At 60.6% G+C, this 18,128-nt stretch carries 14 protein-coding genes and 1 pseudogene; 11 read left to right on the top strand and 4 right to left on the bottom strand.

What is annotated here, in order from left to right:
* Nucleotides 1-77: 77 nt before the first annotated feature.
* The 3 genes from grxC to ABIN98_RS22275 are packed head-to-tail and all read left to right on the top strand — an operon-like array spanning nt 78 to nt 1,758.
* Entirely contained in the window at nt 78-335 is a 258-nt protein-coding gene (gene grxC / locus ABIN98_RS22285) for a glutaredoxin 3 (RefSeq protein WP_346913248.1), read from the top strand.
* 41 nt (nt 336-376) lie between these two features.
* The gene (locus tag ABIN98_RS22280) at nt 377-1,228 is read left to right on the top strand and encodes a carbon-nitrogen hydrolase family protein (RefSeq protein ID WP_346913246.1); all 852 of its coding nucleotides are present in this window, start codon (nt 377-379) and stop codon (nt 1,226-1,228) included.
* Nucleotides 1,225-1,758, top strand: a complete 534-nt coding sequence (locus ABIN98_RS22275; protein WP_346913244.1) for a DUF1178 family protein — start codon at nt 1,225-1,227, stop codon at nt 1,756-1,758. The genes ABIN98_RS22280 and ABIN98_RS22275 overlap by 4 nt, the downstream gene beginning before the upstream one ends.
* A 102-nt stretch (nt 1,759-1,860) precedes the next feature.
* Here ABIN98_RS22275 and ABIN98_RS22270 read toward each other — a convergent pair whose 3' ends face one another.
* Nucleotides 1,861-2,346 carry a phasin family protein gene (locus ABIN98_RS22270; RefSeq protein WP_346913242.1) on the bottom strand — a complete coding sequence of 162 codons (486 nt, stop codon included), beginning with the start codon at nt 2,344-2,346 and terminating at the stop codon, nt 1,861-1,863.
* Between the two features lie 215 nt (nt 2,347-2,561).
* Between ABIN98_RS22270 and ABIN98_RS22265 the strand changes: the two genes are divergently transcribed.
* A complete protein-coding gene (locus tag ABIN98_RS22265; RefSeq protein WP_346913240.1) occupies nt 2,562-4,409 on the top strand; it encodes an alpha/beta fold hydrolase in 1,848 nt (615 codons plus the stop codon).
* Between the two features lie 10 nt (nt 4,410-4,419).
* Here the strand turns inward: ABIN98_RS22265 and ABIN98_RS22260 are convergent, their stop codons facing one another.
* Both ABIN98_RS22260 and ubiG read right to left on the bottom strand, forming a co-directional pair.
* Entirely contained in the window at nt 4,420-5,094 is a 675-nt protein-coding gene (locus ABIN98_RS22260; protein ID WP_346913238.1) for an alpha/beta fold hydrolase, read from the bottom strand.
* 57 nt (nt 5,095-5,151) lie between these two features.
* Nucleotides 5,152-5,928 (bottom strand): bifunctional 2-polyprenyl-6-hydroxyphenol methylase/3-demethylubiquinol 3-O-methyltransferase UbiG, encoded by a 777-nt coding sequence (gene ubiG / locus ABIN98_RS22255; RefSeq protein ID WP_346913236.1) that lies wholly within the window; start codon nt 5,926-5,928, stop codon nt 5,152-5,154.
* A 180-nt stretch (nt 5,929-6,108) separates the two neighbouring features.
* On the opposite strand from ubiG, the gene ABIN98_RS22250 reads away from it, so the two are divergent.
* The 6 genes and pseudogenes from ABIN98_RS22250 (at nt 6,109) to clpB (ending at nt 15,571) form a co-directional block, all read left to right on the top strand.
* Nucleotides 6,109-7,359, top strand: coding sequence for an aspartate kinase (locus tag ABIN98_RS22250; RefSeq protein ID WP_346913234.1), 1,251 nt, complete (start codon nt 6,109-6,111; stop codon nt 7,357-7,359).
* A gap of 73 nt (nt 7,360-7,432) precedes the next feature.
* A pseudogene (ptsP, locus tag ABIN98_RS22245) lies at nt 7,433-9,701 on the top strand (phosphoenolpyruvate--protein phosphotransferase).
* Nucleotides 9,702-9,760: 59 nt separating this feature from the next.
* Nucleotides 9,761-10,834 carry a peptide chain release factor 1 gene (gene prfA / locus ABIN98_RS22240; protein WP_346913232.1) on the top strand — a complete coding sequence of 358 codons (1,074 nt, stop codon included), beginning with the start codon at nt 9,761-9,763 and terminating at the stop codon, nt 10,832-10,834.
* A gap of 2 nt (nt 10,835-10,836) precedes the next feature.
* On the top strand, nt 10,837-11,904 hold the full coding sequence (gene prmC / locus ABIN98_RS22235; protein WP_346913230.1) for a peptide chain release factor N(5)-glutamine methyltransferase: 1,068 nt from the start codon (nt 10,837-10,839) through the stop codon (nt 11,902-11,904).
* A gap of 141 nt (nt 11,905-12,045) precedes the next feature.
* Complete coding sequence (locus ABIN98_RS22230; protein ID WP_346913228.1) at nt 12,046-12,744, top strand: DUF4167 domain-containing protein; 699 nt, start codon at nt 12,046-12,048, stop codon at nt 12,742-12,744.
* A 229-nt stretch (nt 12,745-12,973) separates the two neighbouring features.
* Nucleotides 12,974-15,571, top strand: a complete 2,598-nt coding sequence (clpB, locus tag ABIN98_RS22225; RefSeq protein WP_346913226.1) for an ATP-dependent chaperone ClpB — start codon at nt 12,974-12,976, stop codon at nt 15,569-15,571.
* 85 nt (nt 15,572-15,656) lie between these two features.
* Here the strand turns inward: clpB and ABIN98_RS22220 are convergent, their stop codons facing one another.
* Nucleotides 15,657-17,636, bottom strand: coding sequence for a M23 family metallopeptidase (locus ABIN98_RS22220; protein WP_346913224.1), 1,980 nt, complete (start codon nt 17,634-17,636; stop codon nt 15,657-15,659).
* Nucleotides 17,637-17,678: 42 nt separating this feature from the next.
* Between ABIN98_RS22220 and ABIN98_RS22215 the strand changes: the two genes are divergently transcribed.
* A complete protein-coding gene (locus tag ABIN98_RS22215; protein WP_346913222.1) occupies nt 17,679-17,978 on the top strand; it encodes a hypothetical protein in 300 nt (99 codons plus the stop codon).
* Nucleotides 17,979-18,128 lie beyond the last annotated feature (150 nt).

Raw genomic sequence — 18,128 nt, 5'->3', positions numbered from 1 at the left:
AATTGTACTCGGCTTGAAAATAGCCATATAACGGGTCACCTTTACGGGCGGACAGCCTGAAAACCCAAGGAAACACAATGGCCGAAGTCGTCATTTATACACGCCAGCTTTGCGGATTCTGTACGGCGGCAAAACGTTTGCTGGAGAAGAAGGGCGTCGCCTTTCAGGAGTTCGACGCAACCTTCGATCCCGCGCTCCGCCAGGAAATGGTGCAGCGCGCAAACGGACGCGCGACATTCCCGCAGATCTTCATCGGCGCGACCCATGTGGGCGGCTGCGACGAGTTGCACGATCTGGAAAGAGCGGGCAAGCTGGATCCGCTTCTGGCCGCCTGAAGACGGGATGCCCGGATGAAACTGACAGGTGGGAACCGGCAATGAGCGAATTCACCGCAGCATGCGTGCAGTTGCGCAGCGGAAAAAACATCGCCGAGAATATCGAACAGTGTTCGGACCTGATCCGGCAGGCGGCCGACGCCGGTGCCCGGTTCATCCAGACGCCGGAAATGTCCAATGTGCTGGTGCGTAGCCGCGATGAGTTGATGGAGCGCATCGCTTTCGAAGACGACGATATGACCGTCGGGCGGCTCCGCAAGCTGGCGGCGGAACTCGGCGTCTGGATCCAGATCGGGTCCATTGCGATCCGTTTTGGCGACAAGGTCGCGAACCGCGGCTTTCTCCTGTCGCCGGAAGGGGGTATCGTCGCGCGCTACAGCAAGATCCATATGTTTGACGTCGATCTGCCAAACGGCGAAAGCTGGCGCGAGTCCGCGACCTATGAGCCGGGCACGAAAACGGTCATCGCCGACCTGCCCTGGGCGCGCCTGGGGATGGCGATCTGTTATGATGTGCGGTTCCCCGCGATCTTCCGCGCGCAGGCCCGGCAGGGTGCGGACATTCTCTCGGCGCCGGCCGCCTTTACCCGTCAGACCGGCGAAGCCCATTGGCATGTGTTGCAGCGCGCCCGTGCCATCGAGAACGGGGCCTATGTGATTTCGGCCGCCCAGGGCGGCCGCCATGAAGACGGGCGGGAGACCTACGGGCACAGCCTGATCGTCGATCCCTGGGGTGTCGTGATCGGCGAACTCGATCACGATGAACCAGGCTTCCTGACGGCCGTCATCAAGCCGGAGGAAACCGGCAAGGCACGTCAGCGCATTCCGGCGATCGCCAATGAACGCGACTTTTCGGTCGAAATCGTCCGTCAGGTCCAGGAGGCGATGAATTGATCCGTTACGCGCTGACCTGCGACTTTACTCATGAATTCGAAGGATGGTTCCGCAATTCGGATGACTTTTCGACCCAGAGCGACAGGAAGCTGATTTCATGCCCGGTCTGCGGGTCGACCGATATCCGGAAAAAGCTGATGGCGCCGGCGGTTTCCACATCGCGGGCGAAACAGCGGTTGGTCGAGAGCGGCCCTGCCGCCCAGATGCCGGCCGTTCCGGACACGCAGGGCAGTGTCCCGGCACCGGTTGCTGCAGGCACCGACGCGCAGGTCATGCAGCAGGCCGCGCTCATGCCCCAGGACGTGCGCCAGAAAGAAGTTATCGAGGCACTCAAGACCCTGCGCAAACGCATGGTCGAGGCATCCGACTATGTCGGCAAGGATTTTCCCGAAGAAGCCCGCCGCATGCATTACGGCGAAACGGAAGAGCGCAACATCTACGGGGAATCGAGCCTCGAAGACGCCAAGGCGTTGCTGGATGAAGGGATAGACATCCTGCCGCTTCCCGTTCTTCCCGACGAGAAGAACTAGGCGAAAAGAACCAGCCTATACTCATCCGGTTGGGACAGGCTTCTTCCGAAGCCTGTCCCTTTGCCAATTTTCCAAATATACGAGGCGGGTGAAACCCGCGACTCAGCCTTTGCTGGCCGTTGTCTTCCTGCGGGAAACCGGCTTGGTGGCTTCCTCCATGCTTTCTTCCGCGGCATGGGTCAGTTCGGAGACGGTTTCCATCGCGGTCTCGCTGAGTTCTTCCACGGTCGCCATGCCTTTGTTCAGACCGCTTTGAAACAGTTCGATCTGCTTGGTGAAATGGCTTTGATATTCGTCGGCCATTTTCGTGTAGAAGGTCTGCAGGGTGGCAAAGGCCTGGTCGGGCATCGTGCATTCGCCCAATGCCTTGGCGCATTCGAAGTCCTCATGCAGCCGGTGGCTGACGAAGTTCATGTGATCGTCCAGCGCCTTCTCGGCCTGCTCCCAGACCGCGCGCTGGGCATGCTGGATGCCTTCGAAGGTCTTTTCCTCGAGCCTGTCTTCCCGCTCGGCGAAGGCCCAGTTGGAAAACGCGGGCATCATCATCTTGGTGAGATCGAATGGTGCTGGTGTGGTCTTTCCCGACATGACGTTCCCCTTTGCTGTTGAAGAGAGTTGAAGCAAGGATGCCTGCGGTCCAGTCGAACCTGATCATTAGCCGGCTTTTTACCTTGCCTAGCTATTAACATTATTGCAATGCACCCTAATTGATCTACGTCATAGAGTTGTGACGATTTTAAGGGAAATTTCGCGCTTGTGATGACAAAATTTCCCTGGTCGACACCAGAGGTACGGAGGGCGCGATGCCCGTAAAGCCTGATAAATCCAAGTCTGCCTCCCGCAAACAGGACAGCAACAAGTCCCTGCTCGAACCCTTCCAGCTGGACATCGAACCGGATCTGGAGGCCGTCGAGGACAGCTATTCGGTGACCGCATTCGCGGAACTGATGGATCGGGCGACACGGGCAACCATCGCCCGCACCACCATGGGCATTTCTCCTGCCGCCTTGTGGAGCGCCTATATGGACTGGGCACTGCATCTGGCCATGTCGCCCGGCAAACAGGGGCGGCTTGTCGAAAAGGCCTGGACCAAGTGGCAGCGGCTGCTGCGCTTCTCGGCCGGGGTCTGCGCGACCCATGGCGATGGCGAGCGCTGTATCGAGCCCCTGCCGCAGGACCACCGGTTCGATCATCCGGGGTGGGAGAAGTTTCCCTTCAACCTTTATTCCCAAAGCTTCCTGCTCGGCCAGCAGTGGTGGTACAACGCCATGACCGACGTTCGGGGCGTGACTGCTCATCACGAGAAGGTGGTTGACTTCACGACCCGGCAGATCCTGGACTTTTTCTCCCCTTCCAATTTCTTCTGGACCAATCCGGAAGTGATCGAGCGGACGGTCAAGGAAGCGGGGATGAACCTCATTCAGGGGGCTCAACACTTCACCGAGGACCTGGACCGCCAGAGCCGGCATCTGCCGCCGGCGGGGCTGGAGGACTTCGAGGTCGGCGGCAATCTGGCGAACACGCCCGGCAAGGTCGTCTACCGAAACCGGCTGATCGAGCTGATCCAGTACACGCCGACAACGGACAAGGTCCGGCCGGAACCGGTCGTGATCGTGCCCGCCTGGATCATGAAATATTACATTCTCGACCTGTCGGAACAGAACTCGCTGGTGCGCTATCTCCTGAGCGAAGGCTACACGGTCTTCATGATTTCCTGGAAAAACCCGGGCCGGGAAGACCGGGATCTGGGCATGGAGGACTACCGCAAGCTCGGGGTCAAGGCGGCGCTGGATGCGGCGCTCGCCATCACGGGTGCGGACAAGGCCCATATGGCGGGTTACTGCCTGGGAGGTACGCTGCTATCCATCGCGGTTGCCGGCATGATGCACAATGGCGGGCACCATGTCGCCAGCCTGTCCCTGTTCGCGGCCCAGACCGATTTCACCGAGGCCGGGGAACTGACCCTGTTCATCGACGAGAGCGAGGTCTCGTTCCTGGAAGACATGATGTGGGAACAGGGTTTCCTGGATACCAACCAGATGTCGGGGGCTTTCCAGCTGCTCAGGTCCAACGATCTGATCTGGTCGAAAGGGGTGCGCGAATATCTTCTGGGCGAACGGGCACCCATGTTCGATCTGATGGCATGGAACGCGGACGGAACGCGCATGCCCTACAAGATGCATTCGCAGTATCTGACCGAGCTTTTCCTGCACAATGATTTTGCCGAAGGGCGATACGAGGTCGATGGCCAGCCGGTTTCGGTCGAGGACATCCAGGTGCCGATCTTCGCGGTCGGGACCGAACACGACCACGTGGCGCCCTGGCGTTCGGTCTACAAAATCGTCCATCTGGCGGATTCGGAAGTGACCTTTGTTCTGACCGCCGGCGGGCACAATGCGGGCATTGTCAGTGAACCGGGCCACAAGCACCGCCATTACCGGATCATGACCACGCCCGAGCATGACGGCTATATCGATGCCGGAACCTGGAAGGAACGCGCCAATCTGTGCGAAGGCTCCTGGTGGGAAGCCTGGTCGGACTGGCTCAATCACCGGTCCGGCAAACCGGGCGATCTGCCGCCCATGGGGAACGAAGACAAGGGCTATGGCGTGCTTGGCGACGCGCCGGGAACCTATGTTCGCATAAGCTGAACTCCGGGCTTTACTCCGAAAGCCAGCGCGCCAGTTCCGCGGTCACCGCCGCGGGCTCTTCCAGGGTCGACAGATGGCCGGAGCCTTCGATGACCGCCAGCCGGCTGCCCGGGATCAGGCCGTGAATTTCCCGGGCGAGGTCGGGGGGCGTCAGCCGGTCGCCATCGCCGACCAGGACCAGCGTCGGGCATTTGATCTCGTGAAGCGTGGGACGGGAGTCATCGCGCCGGATCAGGGCCGTCATCTGCCGGATGAAGGCGTCCGGACCTGTGTCCATGGCCATTTCGACTACGATGGCCTTCAGCTCCTCGTCATCTTCCCGGCTTTCATGGACGAAACCCGGATAAAGCAGGTGCGGAACCTTCTTGAAATCCCTTTTCCGGGTCAGGTCGATCAGGAACTCGCGCCGCTCGGTCTGGTCCGGCGTATCCGCGCGCGCATTGGTGTCGAGCAGGGCCAGGCGGCTTACCCGTTCAGGCGCGGTCCGCATGATTTCCATGGCAATGTAGCCGCCCATGGAAAGTCCAGCGAGGGAGAATTTCTCCGGAGCCTGTTCCAGAATGCTTGCCGCGATCGCGGGGATGGTATCGTGCTGCCGGTGATCTGCAATCATCAGCGGCCTGTCGGAAAAGGCGACGATCTGCGGCGTATAGAGCAGCTCGGTGCACAGGGAGGCCCGGCACAAAAACGATCGGTTCCATCGGCTTTCCGCCCTCAGGTTTCGGTTTTCAGGTTTGGGTTTTCAGGCTTCAGGCCGTTCGGCCAGAAGCATATAGTTCACATCCATATCCCGTGACCGGCCCCATGTGTCGGCAAGCGGATTGTAGCTGACGCCGCAGCGATCGATGATCCGCATGCCCGCCTCGCTCAGAGGCGCCTCGATTTCCGCGGGCCGTACCAATTTGTCGAAGCTGTGGGTTCCTTTCGGCAACCAGCGCAGGACATATTCGGCGCCGACAATCGCAAGCGCGTAGGCTTTCAGCGTACGATTGATTGTCGCAACAAACATCAGGCCGCCGGGGCGGACCATTTTCGCCGTTTCCGCCAGGAACAACGGCACATCGGCGACATGTTCGATCACTTCCATGTTAAAGACGACGTCGAAGGTTTCGCCCGCGGCTGCAAGCTCTTCGGCCGTCTGCGCCCGGTAGTCGATCTCCAGCCCGGAACTCTGCATGTGCAGTTTCGCAATCTCAATATTCGTCGTCGAGGGATCGGCGCCTACGACGTCGGCCCCAAGGCGGGCCATGGGTTCGCTCAGGAGGCCACCGCCGCAACCGATGTCGAGAAAGCGCAGCCCCTTGAAGGCCTCGGGTGATTTCGGGTCGCGGCCGAATTTTTCGCAGACGGTTTCCTTGATATAGGCAAGACGAACCGGGCTGAACTTGTGCAGGGGACGAAATTTGCCGGTCGGATCCCACCAGTCGGCCGCCATTGCGGAAAACCGGGCGACTTCCGCATCATCGACGGTGCCGGCGCTCCCGGGGTTTCGGGCGCTCTGGGCGGTCGCGTCACTCATATCGGTTCCTTTCCTCAGGATACTGCCTGACTGCCTTTACTCTGGTCGAGAACTTGAAGCTCGGACACGTTTTGTCAAGACGCCCTGTTGCGGCGAAAGACCTCTGCCTGTATGTGTGTCGCCCGATCCGCCGGGCGCGGTCAGCGCTCTCGTTCCTTTCATGAAAAGACTACGACCACTATGGCGCGACTGGTAATGAAATTTGGCGGCACCTCGGTTGCCGACCTGGACCGCATTCGAAATGTGGCCCGACATGTGAAACGGGAAGTCGATGCCGGGCACGAGGTGGCGGTGGTCGTCTCCGCCATGGCCGGCCAGACAAACAAGCTGGTGGACTTCTGCCGGGACGCCTCCCCCCTTCACGATGCCCGGGAGTATGACGCCGTCGTCGCTTCCGGCGAACAGGTGACCTCGGGCCTCCTGGCAATCGTGCTTCAGGACATGGGCGTCAATGCCCGGTCCTGGCAAGGCTGGCAGATCCCGATCAAGACCGATGCGAGCCATGGCGCAGCCCGGATCACAGATATCGACGGAAGCCTGCTGATCGAGCGGATTTCCCAGGGGCAGGTCGCCGTCTGCGCCGGTTTCCAGGGGATTTCGCCGGACAACCGGATCTCGACGCTCGGCCGCGGCGGCTCCGATACGAGCGCGGTGGCGATTGCGGCCGCGATCAAGGCCGATCGCTGCGATATCTATACCGATGTGGACGGGGTCTACACGACAGATCCGCGCATCGTGCCCAAGGCGAAGCGGCTCGACCGGATCTCCTTCGAGGAAATGCTGGAAATGGCCTCGCTCGGCGCAAAGGTGCTGCAGGTTCGCTCAGTAGAAATGGCCATGGTCCATGGCGTGCGCACCTTCGTGCGCTCCAGCTTCGACGACCCGGATGCGCCGCAGATCGGCATCGGCAATCTTCCCCCTGGAACCCTTATTTGCGACGAGGACGAACTCGTGGAACAGCAAGTTGTGACCGGCATCGCTTTTGCCAAAGACGAAGCCCAGATTTCGATTCGTGACGTGGCCGACAAGCCGGGCGTTGCCCATTCGGTCTTCGGTCCGCTGGCCGAGGCCCATATCAACGTCGACATGATTGTCCAGAACATCTCGCCGGACGGCAAGACGACGGACATCACCTTCACCGTGCCGGAAACCGACTACCAGCGCGCGATCAAGGTTCTGGAAGAGAACCGGGACGCCATTGGCTTCCAGAATCTGGAAGGTGCCACGGATGTGGTCAAAGTGTCGGTCATCGGCATCGGTATGCGCTCTCATGCGGGTATTGCCGCCCAGTGTTTCCGCGCGCTTGCGGAAAAAGGCATCAACATCCGCGCCATTACGACATCGGAAATCAAGATTTCCGTCCTGATCGATTCTGCCTATACGGAACTTGCAGTCAGGACTCTCCATTCGCTATACGGATTGGACGGATAGAACGGTCCGATTCAGGCAGGGGGGCCGAAAAGGCCTTTCGTTTGCCGATAATGCGAACCTGACGGGGTAGGCGATGCGCAGCAACCTGGCCGGTCCGCGCCTGCTGCTTCGCAGGCTCCGCGAGGTCATGGCGGAGCCGATCACGGCGCAGGAGCGGCTCGACAAGATTGTGGTCCTGATCGCGGCGAATGTGGTCGCCGAGGTGTGCTCCGTCTATATCCTGCGGGCTGATGGAGTTCTGGAACTCTATGCCACGGAAGGTCTGAAGGCCGAAGCGGTCCACCAGGCGTCGCTCCGGGTCGGGCAAGGCCTCGTCGGTCTGATCGCGGCGGAAGCGCGCCCGCTGAACCTGCCCAATGCGCGCGCCCATCCGGGCTTTGCCTATCTGCCGGAAACGGGCGAGGAGGAATACAATTCCTTTCTCGGCGTGCCGATCCTGCGCGCCGGCCGGACGCTCGGCGTCCTTGTCGTGCAGAACAAATCGCACCGGACCTACCTCGAGGACGAGGTCGAGGCGATGCAGACCACTGCAATGGTCATTGCCGAAATGGTCGCCGCCGGCGAACTCGAGGCGATTGCCCAGAAAGGAACCGGTCTCGATCTGTCGCGTCCGATTCACGCGATCGGGGTTCCGCTTTCCGAAGGTGTCGGTCTCGGTCATGTTGTGCTGCATGAACCGCGGGTCGTGGTCACCAACCTGATTGCCGAAGACACGGACAAGGAAAGTCACCGGCTCGAAGCGGCCATCAACAGGTTGCGCCTTTCCATCGACGATCTCCTGTCCAGCGGCGACATGGCGGCGATGGGCGAGCACAGGGACGTGCTCGAAGCTTACCGCATGTTTGCCAACGACCGGGGCTGGATCCGCAAGATCGAAGAGGCGATCCGCAACGGCCTGACGGCCGAAGCGGCGGTCGAAAAGGTCCAGAGCGACATGCGCGCACGCATGCTGCGCCAGACCGACCCCTATCTGCGTGAGCGGCTGCATGATCTGGACGATCTTGCCCATCGCCTGATCCGCGAGCTGATGGGGCGCCAGCATGGTCCGCTTTCCTCGGAATTGCCACAGGATGCCATCATCGTGGCCCGCAACATGGGGGCCGCGGAACTGCTCGACTACGGCCGCGACCGGATTCGCGGTCTGGTTCTGGAAGAGGGTGGGCCGACCAGCCATGTGACCATCGTCGCCCGGGCACTGGGGATTCCCACCGTCGGTCAGGTGGAGGATATCGTCAGCCTGGCGGATGCGGCCGATGCCATCATCGTCGACGGCGAGGCCGGCGAGGTCTATCTGCGTCCGGCGACGGATGTCGAGAACGCCTATGCCGAAAAGGTCCGGTTCCGGGCACGGCGCCAGGCGCAATACAGGCGCCTGCGCAACAAGCCGTCCGTCACCAAGGACGGGGTCGAGATCTCCCTGCAAATGAATGCCGGACTTCTGGTCGACCTGCCGCATCTGGTGGAAGCAGGGGCGGTGGGCGTCGGGTTGTTCCGGACCGAACTGCAGTTCATGGTCGCCTCGTCGTTCCCCCGTATGCGGGAGCAGCAGGCGCAATACGAGCAGGTGCTCGATGCCGCGGACGGGAAACCGATCACCTTCCGCTCGCTCGATATCGGCGGCGACAAGGTGCTGCCCTATCTGCGTTCCATTCAGGAAGAGAACCCGGCAATGGGCTGGCGCGCCCTGCGTCTCGGACTTGACCGGCCCGGATTGCTGCGGACGCAGATGCGGGCGCTGCTCAAGGCGGCCGCCGGCCGCGAGCTGAAGCTGATGTTCCCCATGGTCGCGCAGGTGGACGAGTTCCTGAAGGCCAAGAGCCTGGTGGAGCGCGAGATCAAGCATCTCCGGCGCCACGATCACGGGGTTCCGGAAAACATCCGGCTCGGGGTGATGATCGAGGTGCCGTCGCTCCTGTTCCAGCTGGACGAACTTCTGCACCATGTCGACTTCGTCTCGGTCGGGTCCAACGACCTGTTCCAGTTCTTCTGCGCGGTCGATCGGGGCAATACGCGGGTGGCCGACCGGTTCGATCCCATCAACCTGGCCTTCCTGAGGGCGCTCAAGACCATTGTGGATGCGGCAAATAAGGCCCCATGTACCGGTCACCCTGTGCGGCGAACTTGCTGGGCGTCCGCTGGAAGCCATGGCCCTCATCGGCCTTGGATATCGGGACCTTTCCATGTCGCCGGCTTCGCTGGGACCGGTGAAGGCGATGCTGCGTTCGCTCGATGCCGGACGGCTATCGGCCCGGCTTCTGCCGCGCCTGGAGCCCGGCCATCCGGAAACGAACATCCGCGAATTCCTGCTGCGTTTTGCGTCCGATATGGACGTGGCGCTTTAGCTACGTTTTCAAGATCAATCAGGCCTGCTTGTCAAAGGCCTTGAAGGAGACAGGCGCTCATGCTGGCGCGTAACAAGCTTGATACATTGTTGGACCGGTTCGCCGAGATCGAGCACCAGATGTCCGCCAACCCGGACCCGCAGACCTATGTGAGATTGTCCCGGGAATATGCCGGGTTGGAACCGCTGATTTTCAAGATCCGGACCTATCTGAAGGCTCAGGACGACCTGGCGGACGCCGAAGCGATGCTGTCTGATCCGGATACGGATCCGGAAATGCGCGAACTCGCGGAAGCCGAACGGGACGAACTTGAGGAAAATCTTGAAACCCTGACCCAGGATGTCCGGATCGGGCTGCTGCCGAAGGATGCCGCGGATACCAACGATGCCATTCTGGAAGTGCGGGCCGGGACCGGCGGAGACGAGGCCGCGCTCTTTGCCGGTGACCTGTTCCGCATGTACCAGCGCTATGCGGAACTGCACGGCTGGAAGGTGGAGGTCCTGTCGGCCAGCGAAGGCGAGGTTGGCGGCTACAAGGAAATCATTGCCGCCGTTTCCGGCGAAAGCGTTTTTGCGCGCCTGAAATTCGAATCCGGCGTCCACCGGGTTCAGCGGGTGCCGGCCACCGAATCGGGTGGCCGGATCCATACGTCTGCGGCGACCGTTGCCGTGCTGCCCCAGGCTGAAGACGTGGATGTCGATATCCAGGACAGCGATCTGCGCATCGATACGTTCCGGGCTTCCGGTGCGGGCGGGCAGCACGTGAACACGACGGACTCGGCGGTTCGCATCACTCACATTCCGACCGGGATCGTCGTCGCGGTCCAGGATGAGCGGTCCCAGCACAAGAACAAGGCCCGGGCCATGCAGCTTCTAAGGGCCAGGATCTACGATGAGGAGCGCGAACGCGCTGCGAGCGAGCGCACAGAGGCCCGCAGGCTTCAGGTCGGTTCGGGCGACCGTTCTGAACGGATCAGAACCTATAATTTTCCGCAAGGCCGGGTCACCGACCACCGGATCGGCCTGACGCTCTACAAGCTGGACCAGATCATTTCAGGCGAGGCGCTGGACGAGGTGATCGACGCCCTGATCATGGATCACCAGGCCTCGCTGCTTGCCGCCGAAGAAGTCTGACGATGAAGATCGGCGCCCTCGTTCGTGAACTCAGGGACCGGTTTCGCGATAAAGGCCTTGAGACCGCCGATCTCGATGCGCGGTTTCTGGTTGCCGATGCTCTGGATCTGGATGTGTCGGCGGTCATTCTGTACACCGATGATGAGGCTTCGGCCAAAGCGTGCGGCAAGGCAAGGGTGTATTGCGAAAAGCGGTTATCCGGCATGCCGGTCGGGCGCATTCTCGGGCATCGGGAATTCTGGGGCCTGGAATTCGGCCTCAATGCGGAGACGCTGGAGCCTCGGCCGGACACGGAAACGCTGGTCGAGGCGGTTCTTGAGCGGACGCCGGCAGACAAACGCTTTGTCTTTGCCGATATCGGCACCGGCACCGGGGCGATCGCAGTCGCGCTGTTGTCCGAACGCACAGACAGCCTGGGAGTGGCTGTCGATATTTCAGAAGGTGCGCTGCAGTGTGCGGCTGAGAATGCCGCAAGGATCGGCGTTGCCAACCGCTTGCTCTGCGTTCGCGGGGACTATTGTGCCGCCCTTGGGCCCGGGTTCGACTGGATCATCAGCAATCCGCCCTATATCGCATCCGCGGTGGTCGAGGGGCTTGGCCGGGAAGTGCGCGATCATGATCCCCGACGGGCTTTGGACGGGGGAATCGATGGTCTGGATGCCTATCGCTCAATCATTACGCAGGCCAAAAACTGCCTTAGCGTTAACGGGCGAATCGCCCTTGAAATCGGCTTCGACCAGGCGGACTCCGTTGCGTCGCTTCTCGGCGACTACGGGTTTTTGCTATTGAAATCATTCAGGATCTTGGCGGAAACGACCGGGTTCTTGTTGCAAAGCGAAACAAAAAACAGGCGTTTTAAGCCTGTGGCGAAAAACCGCTTGGAAATCCGGACAGAAACGGTTAGGTTCACCTCGCCGAGACCGGAACAAGTGATCAGCAAATTGCGGAGCACGCCCATCCGGCAACGTGGGGACAGACGCTTGAGCGTTTTGGAATTCGTTGCGCAAAGGATGACCCGGACTTTCGGACTGTCGCAGAAACCAGCGAGTGCATCGGTTGCTGACCGGTAGGACAGAACTTGTGTGGTCGTTTCAAATGACAGGCGCTGACCTTCACGGTTGGTTTCGGCGTTTATTTCGTATCGGTTTTATAGAAACCCGATGATGGGCCGGCGTTAAGCAGGCCGCCGTTCTTTAAGAGAAAACGGCAGGATGAGACCAGGAAATCAAAACAACAAGCGCATGCGTGGGCGCGGCCGCAAAGGGCCGAATCCGTTAAGCCGGAGCTATGAATCGAATGGCCCGGACGTCAAGATCCGCGGAACTGCACTGCACATTGCAGAAAAGTACCAGCAGCTCGCTCGGGATGCGCAGGCTTCCGGCGATCGGATCATGTCTGAAAACTATTTCCAGCATGCAGAGCATTATCTGCGAATTGTTGCTGCGGCCCAGGCACATCTGCAGCCGGCCGTGCAGAGCAACCGTTCGGATAGTGACGATGACCAGGATGTTGTCGTTTCCGGTTCCGGCGGAAATGGTTCGGCCGATCGGCGCGACCAGGTGGCGCCAGCCTCCGGCGATATGATGGGTGAAGACAGCCCGCAGCCGTATATCGAGAACATGCCGCTTATCGACCGGTCCGGCCAGGTCAACGGCCATGCCGCCGAAGGCGGTTCGGAAAACGATGAGGATACCAAGCCCCGCCGGCGTGCACGCGGCACACGCGGTCGTGGCGCCAAGTCCGAGTCGGCTGAAACCGCTGGCGAAGCGAATGCTGCTCCTGAAGAGGCAGCTGGCCAGAGCGACGATGAAGAGGCGCCCAAGCCGAGAGCCCGTCGCGCACCGCGCACGCGCAGAGCCAAGCCGGCCGAAGAAGGCACCGATGCAGAGGCTGTCGCGGCTGGCGAATAAGGTCAGCCCCGATCAAGCTGAGCGATTTAAAACGGCGTCCTTGAGGGCGCCGTTTTCTTTTGTCCTAGTCGAGACGCAAAATTTCGTCGCCCCCTCTTTTGTTGTCATTTTGCAACACTATATCGGAGGAGCGGGGCTCAACGAGACCGCGCAGATGCTTTGATGAAAGATCTGCATTCCGAAATCATCGGCCATGCTTCGGGTGGTTCAGATGGCAAGGAGGATGAATATGAATTTTGAAAAATACACTGAGCGAGCACGTGGTTTCGTCCAGTCGGCTCAGACCTATGCTCTTGGTCAGGGTCATCAGCAATTCACCCCGGAACATGTTCTCAAGGTTTTGCTGGACGACCCGGAAGGGATGGCCAGCGGACTAATTGAGCGGGCCGGCGGCCAGGCGAAGGTCGCGCAGGCCGAGGTCGAACGTCTTCTCGAAAAGATGCCGAAAGTTTCCGGCGGTAGCGGCCAACTCTATCTGGCGCCCGCCACGGCGCGTATTTTCGACCAGGCCGAAAGAATCGCGGAAAAGGCCGGCGACAGCTTCGTGACCGTCGAGCGCCTGTTGCTGGCATTGGCGATGGACGCCGACTGTGAGGCCGGCAAGCTTCTGAAAAACGCCGGCGTGACGCCGAACAGCCTGAATGAGGCGATCAACGCACTTCGTCAGGGGCGTACCGCCGACAGCGCGACCGCCGAAAACCAGTATGAAGCCTTGAAGAAATATGCCCGGGACCTGACCCAGGTCGCTCGCGACGGCAAGCTCGATCCGGTGATCGGCCGCGACGAGGAAATCCGCAGGACCATCCAGGTCCTGTCGCGGCGCACCAAGAACAATCCGGTTCTGATCGGCGAACCGGGCGTGGGCAAGACCGCGATCGCGGAAGGTCTGGCGCTTCGGATCGTCAATGGTGACGTTCCGGAATCCTTGAAAGACAAGCGGCTGCTTGCTCTGGACATGGGTGCGCTGATTGCCGGTGCGAAGTATCGCGGCGAATTCGAAGAGCGCCTGAAGGCGATCCTATCGGAGGTCGAGTCGGCTGCCGGTGGCATCATCCTGTTCATCGACGAGATGCATACGCTTGTGGGTGCCGGCAAGGCGGATGGTGCGATGGATGCCTCCAACCTGCTGAAGCCGGCGCTTGCCCGTGGCGAACTGCACTGCGTGGGTGCGACCACGCTCGACGAATACCGCAAGCACGTGGAAAAGGACGCTGCCCTGGCCCGCCGGTTCCAGCCGGTGTTCGTGAGCGAGCCGACGGTTGAGGACACGATCTCCATTCTGCGCGGGATCAAGGAAAAATACGAGCTGCATCACGGCGTACGGATCACCGATTCAGCGATCGTCGCGGCCGCGACCATGTCGAACCGCTACATCACCGATCGGTTCCTGCCGGACAAGGCCATCGATCTCGTGGACGAAGCTGCAAGCCGGTTGCGCATGCAGGTCGATTCCAAGCCGGAAGAACTGGACGAACTCGACCGCCGGATCATCCAGCTGAAGATCGAGCGCGAGGCGCTGAAGAAGGAAGACGACAAGGCCGCCAAGGACAGGCTGGAGAAGCTCGAAAAGGAGCTGTCCAACCTGGAGGAAGAATCCGACGCCATGACCCGCCGCTGGCAGGGGGAAAAGGAAAAGCTGAACCTTGAGCAGAAGATCAAGGAACAGCTCGACCAGGCGCGGATTGATCTGGAAATCGCGCAGCGGCGCGGCGATCTGGCGAAGGCCGGCGAGCTTGCCTATGGCGTGATCCCGGAGCTGGAGCGCAAGCTGACGGAAGCCGAGGAGGCCGAGGACAGTGACGCCATGGTGGATGAGGCGGTCGCCCCGACCCACATTGCCCAGGTGGTGTCCAAGTGGACCGGTATTCCTGTCGACAAGATGCTGGAAGGCGAGCGGGAAAAGCTGCTCCGGATGGAAGACGTTCTGGCAAACCGCGTGGTCGGCCAGGCCGAGGCCATTCATGCGGTCTCTACCGCCGTTCGCAGGGCCCGCGCCGGACTGCAGGATCCCAATCGGCCGATCGGTTCGTTCATGTTCCTCGGTCCGACCGGGGTCGGCAAGACCGAACTGACGAAGGCGCTGGCAAGCTTCCTGTTCGACGATGACAGCGCGATGGTGCGTATCGACATGTCGGAGTTCATGGAAAAGCATTCCGTAGCCCGGCTGATCGGCGCTCCTCCGGGTTATGTCGGTTATGAGGAAGGTGGCGTCCTGACGGAAGCGGTCCGCCGCAGGCCGTATCAGGTGGTGCTCTTCGACGAGGTCGAAAAGGCTCATGGCGATGTCTTCAACGTGCTGCTGCAGGTTCTCGATGACGGCCGTCTGACCGATGGTCAGGGCCGGACCGTGGATTTCCGCAACACGCTGATCATCATGACGTCGAACCTGGGTGCGGAATATCTGGTCAACCAGCCGGAAGGTGAGGACTCCGATGCGGTCCGGGATCAGGTGATGGGCGCGGTGCGGGCGCATTTCCGCCCCGAGTTCCTGAACCGTCTCGACGAGATCGTTCTTTTCCATCGCCTGCAGCGCTCGCAGATGGCCGACATCGTCGCGATCCAGCTGGAGCGGCTGCGTGGCCTTCTGGCCGACCGCAAGATCGCGCTGAAACTGGACGACGGGGCTCTCGGCTGGCTTGCCCAGAAAGGTTACGATCCGGCCTATGGCGCCCGGCCGCTGAAGCGGGTGATCCAGAAGGAGGTCCAGGATCCGCTGGCGGAAAAGCTGCTCGCCGGCGACATCGTCGACGGGCAGACGGTCGAAGCGACGGCCGGAGGAGATCGGTTGATCTTTTCCACCCGGGACAGTTCCGCTGCTGCGGCCTGATCACGGCACACATAAACGAAAAAGCCGGCCATGATTGGCCGGCTTTTTTACTTCCAAAGCGCTTTCGCTCGGCGGTACTGAAGCCCTATTGGATCGCGGAGGCGACCCTGGAGGGGCGCCGTGCCTGATCCAGCAACGCATCAATGCGGAGGCGCTCGGTCTCGAATTGCGCCAGCATCTCACCTTCGAGCACACGGCCACGGGGCAAGCGAATCCGCATCGGATCCACATAGCGTTCGTTGACCTTGACCTCGTAGTGCAGGTGGGGACCGGTCGACAGGCCCGTCGACCCCACATAGCCGATGATCTGGCCCTGGCGCACCTGAACGCCTTCTTGGATGCCTTTGGCGAAACCGGACTGGTGATTGTAGGTCGTGATATAGCCGTTGGCATGTCGGATTTCGGTCCGGCGGCCGTAACCTGAGCTCCAGCCGGCCTTGATCACGGTGCCGTTGCCGGCGGCCATGATCGGCGTGCCGCGCTGGGCGGCCCAATCCACACCCGTGTGCATCTTGGAATAGCCGTGGATCGGGTGTTTGCGCATGCCGAAGCCGGACCGGAACCGGCCCTCCGGCACAGGTTTGCGCATAAGGAATTTCTGGGCGCTTTGACCGTTGGAATCATAATAATCGATCACCCCGTCATCCGGGGTGCGGAATTGGTAAAAGCGTCGTTTCGTGGAACCGGTGTCGAGCGAAGCATAAAGGACTTCCGGCGGATTGTCGGCGTCCTTGTCCGTGTCGGCGTAGAAGACTTCAATCGAGTCGCCTGGCTGGACCCTGGAATTGAAATCGACGTCGAAGGAAAAGACCCGGATGAGTTCCTCGATCAGCGGCTCGGGCATGTCCTGCTCGAGGGCCGTCTGGTAGATACTGTCATAGATCGCCGGTGTCGGGCCGCCGTAGGAAATACGGTCGGCTTCGGCGAAGGCGTCGGCCAGGAAAGTCGTTGGCGCCTTGGCCTTGACGTAGGCGCCTGTATCGGACCGTGCGACCGTTGCCTTGTGAACTGTATCGGAATAGAGGCTGATGCGTTCCGGACGCATGCGGCCCGTCCTCGGGCTCGGCGCATAGGCAATACGAAGCCGTTGGCCAGCGACCAGTGCGTCAATGCCATAGGTGTTGACGAAGGCGTTCTGGACCAGTTCGGCCTCTTGCGGGGTCGCGTCATTATCCGCAAGGACATCCGAGATCGCGCTGTCTTCGGAGATCGGAACGATTTTCTCGTCCATCCCGGCATACCGGGTTTCGTCGTCCCGTTTGGAAATGAAGGAGACGTTTTCCGGAGTGATCCGTACGGCCAGGCGGGCGTATTCGGGCTGGCGGGCGAGATTGAAATCGAAGCGGCCCGGATCGACGATCGATTTTGCCGCCGTTTCCACCGTGCTGTCCGCGAGGAAACGCGCGGTCTGGCGAACGCTTTTTTCCACTTCGGATTCGTCAGGCGTCTGATCCAGATCGATCGACGAACTGTCTTCCGGGAAGGACGTCAGGCTGATGCTGACCTCGCCTTCGACCTTTGCACCGTAGTCGGCGTTGGAGAATATGGATTCCGTCGCCAGCCTTTTGGGTTCGACCTGAACATCGGAGAACATGTCGAGCGGGTTGAAGGGCGGGATGACGTCGGTCAGCTCGGAATTCTTCCGGGTCGCGAGGCTGGAACTGATCAACACATAGGGTCGAACCCGAATGTGTTCCCGTTCGCCGTCCCGTGTCACCACATTGACCGGGATGACCTGCCGGTTGGCGTATTCCTCTGCGGTCCGTATCACCCTGTCGCCCTTGGTGCCCGGCCCACCCGATGGCGGTGCGAACTGGGCATTGCCTGCATACTGGTCCGGGTTGGGAGCCGCAGTGACGCTGTATTGTCCGTCAAGGGCGGCAAACAGAGCGCCTCCCATCAGTACGAGAGACGTGATGCCTGTCAGCACCGATCCGGTCAGCCAGCGGAGAGAGACGTTTTTCCGATCGGGCAGGACCTGGCGTTCGTCATAGACGACGAGGGGCGGGATATCACCGAGATCGACCGTCGAATGGTGGTGCGTATGAAAAGGGCCAAAATGCATTTCGCGGCTCAGGTTCCTCGCAGTCGCATGAAGACATGTCGAATGATCGTCATGCGCATCCAAACGGTATTTACAGGTGCAGGCGAAAAATGCCGTTTTGTTGGCTATCCGTCAATCTGCAGCACGGGTAAAGATGTCTTTGTTGCCAGCTTCATAAGCCTGACGGACTTATTTTCGAACAATCGGGCCAATCTGGGGCAGAGATCGCAAAGAGGACCTCTTTATATAGAGAGGTTCATTGCCGGCGGTTCCCGATCGCTGCGAATTACTGTCAGGGCGCGCTCCAAACAGGCTTTTGGCCCGATGGTTATGGGCAAACGGCCGTCACCGCTCGGCACATGAAAAAAAACTTGCAGAAATTTTCCATTCGATTGCCTCAGGCTGGGTTTCCCATCGGGATAAGGGCCCGGAAACCCGCCGCTTTTTTGTGGTTTTGGCCTGTGTGAATCTTTTTTGACAAAGGTTGTTGACTCGGAATGGGCCCCTGCGTAT

The sequence above is a fragment of the uncultured Roseibium sp. genome, assembly GCF_963675095.2.
GTDB lineage: Bacteria > Pseudomonadota > Alphaproteobacteria > Rhizobiales > Stappiaceae > Roseibium.
Note: the sequence above shows the minus strand (reverse complement) of the source record. Positions and strands in the feature narration are given on the sequence as shown.

Coding starts and splice junctions, on each gene's coding strand:
- ABIN98_RS22220 (WP_346913224.1), bottom strand. CDS start 17,636: ATGCATTTTGGCCCTTTTCATACGCACCACCATTCGACGGTCGATCTC.
- clpB (WP_346913226.1), top strand. CDS start 12,974: ATGAATTTTGAAAAATACACTGAGCGAGCACGTGGTTTCGTCCAGTCG.
- grxC (WP_346913248.1), top strand. CDS start 78: ATGGCCGAAGTCGTCATTTATACACGCCAGCTTTGCGGATTCTGTACG.
- prmC (WP_346913230.1), top strand. CDS start 10,837: ATGAAGATCGGCGCCCTCGTTCGTGAACTCAGGGACCGGTTTCGCGAT.
- ubiG (WP_346913236.1), bottom strand. CDS start 5,928: ATGAGTGACGCGACCGCCCAGAGCGCCCGAAACCCCGGGAGCGCCGGC.
- ABIN98_RS22280 (WP_346913246.1), top strand. CDS start 377: ATGAGCGAATTCACCGCAGCATGCGTGCAGTTGCGCAGCGGAAAAAAC.
- ABIN98_RS22250 (WP_346913234.1), top strand. CDS start 6,109: ATGGCGCGACTGGTAATGAAATTTGGCGGCACCTCGGTTGCCGACCTG.
- prfA (WP_346913232.1), top strand. CDS start 9,761: ATGCTGGCGCGTAACAAGCTTGATACATTGTTGGACCGGTTCGCCGAG.
- ABIN98_RS22230 (WP_346913228.1), top strand. CDS start 12,046: ATGAGACCAGGAAATCAAAACAACAAGCGCATGCGTGGGCGCGGCCGC.
- ABIN98_RS22215 (WP_346913222.1), top strand. CDS start 17,679: ATGATCGTCATGCGCATCCAAACGGTATTTACAGGTGCAGGCGAAAAA.
- ABIN98_RS22265 (WP_346913240.1), top strand. CDS start 2,562: ATGCCCGTAAAGCCTGATAAATCCAAGTCTGCCTCCCGCAAACAGGAC.
- ABIN98_RS22270 (WP_346913242.1), bottom strand. CDS start 2,346: ATGTCGGGAAAGACCACACCAGCACCATTCGATCTCACCAAGATGATG.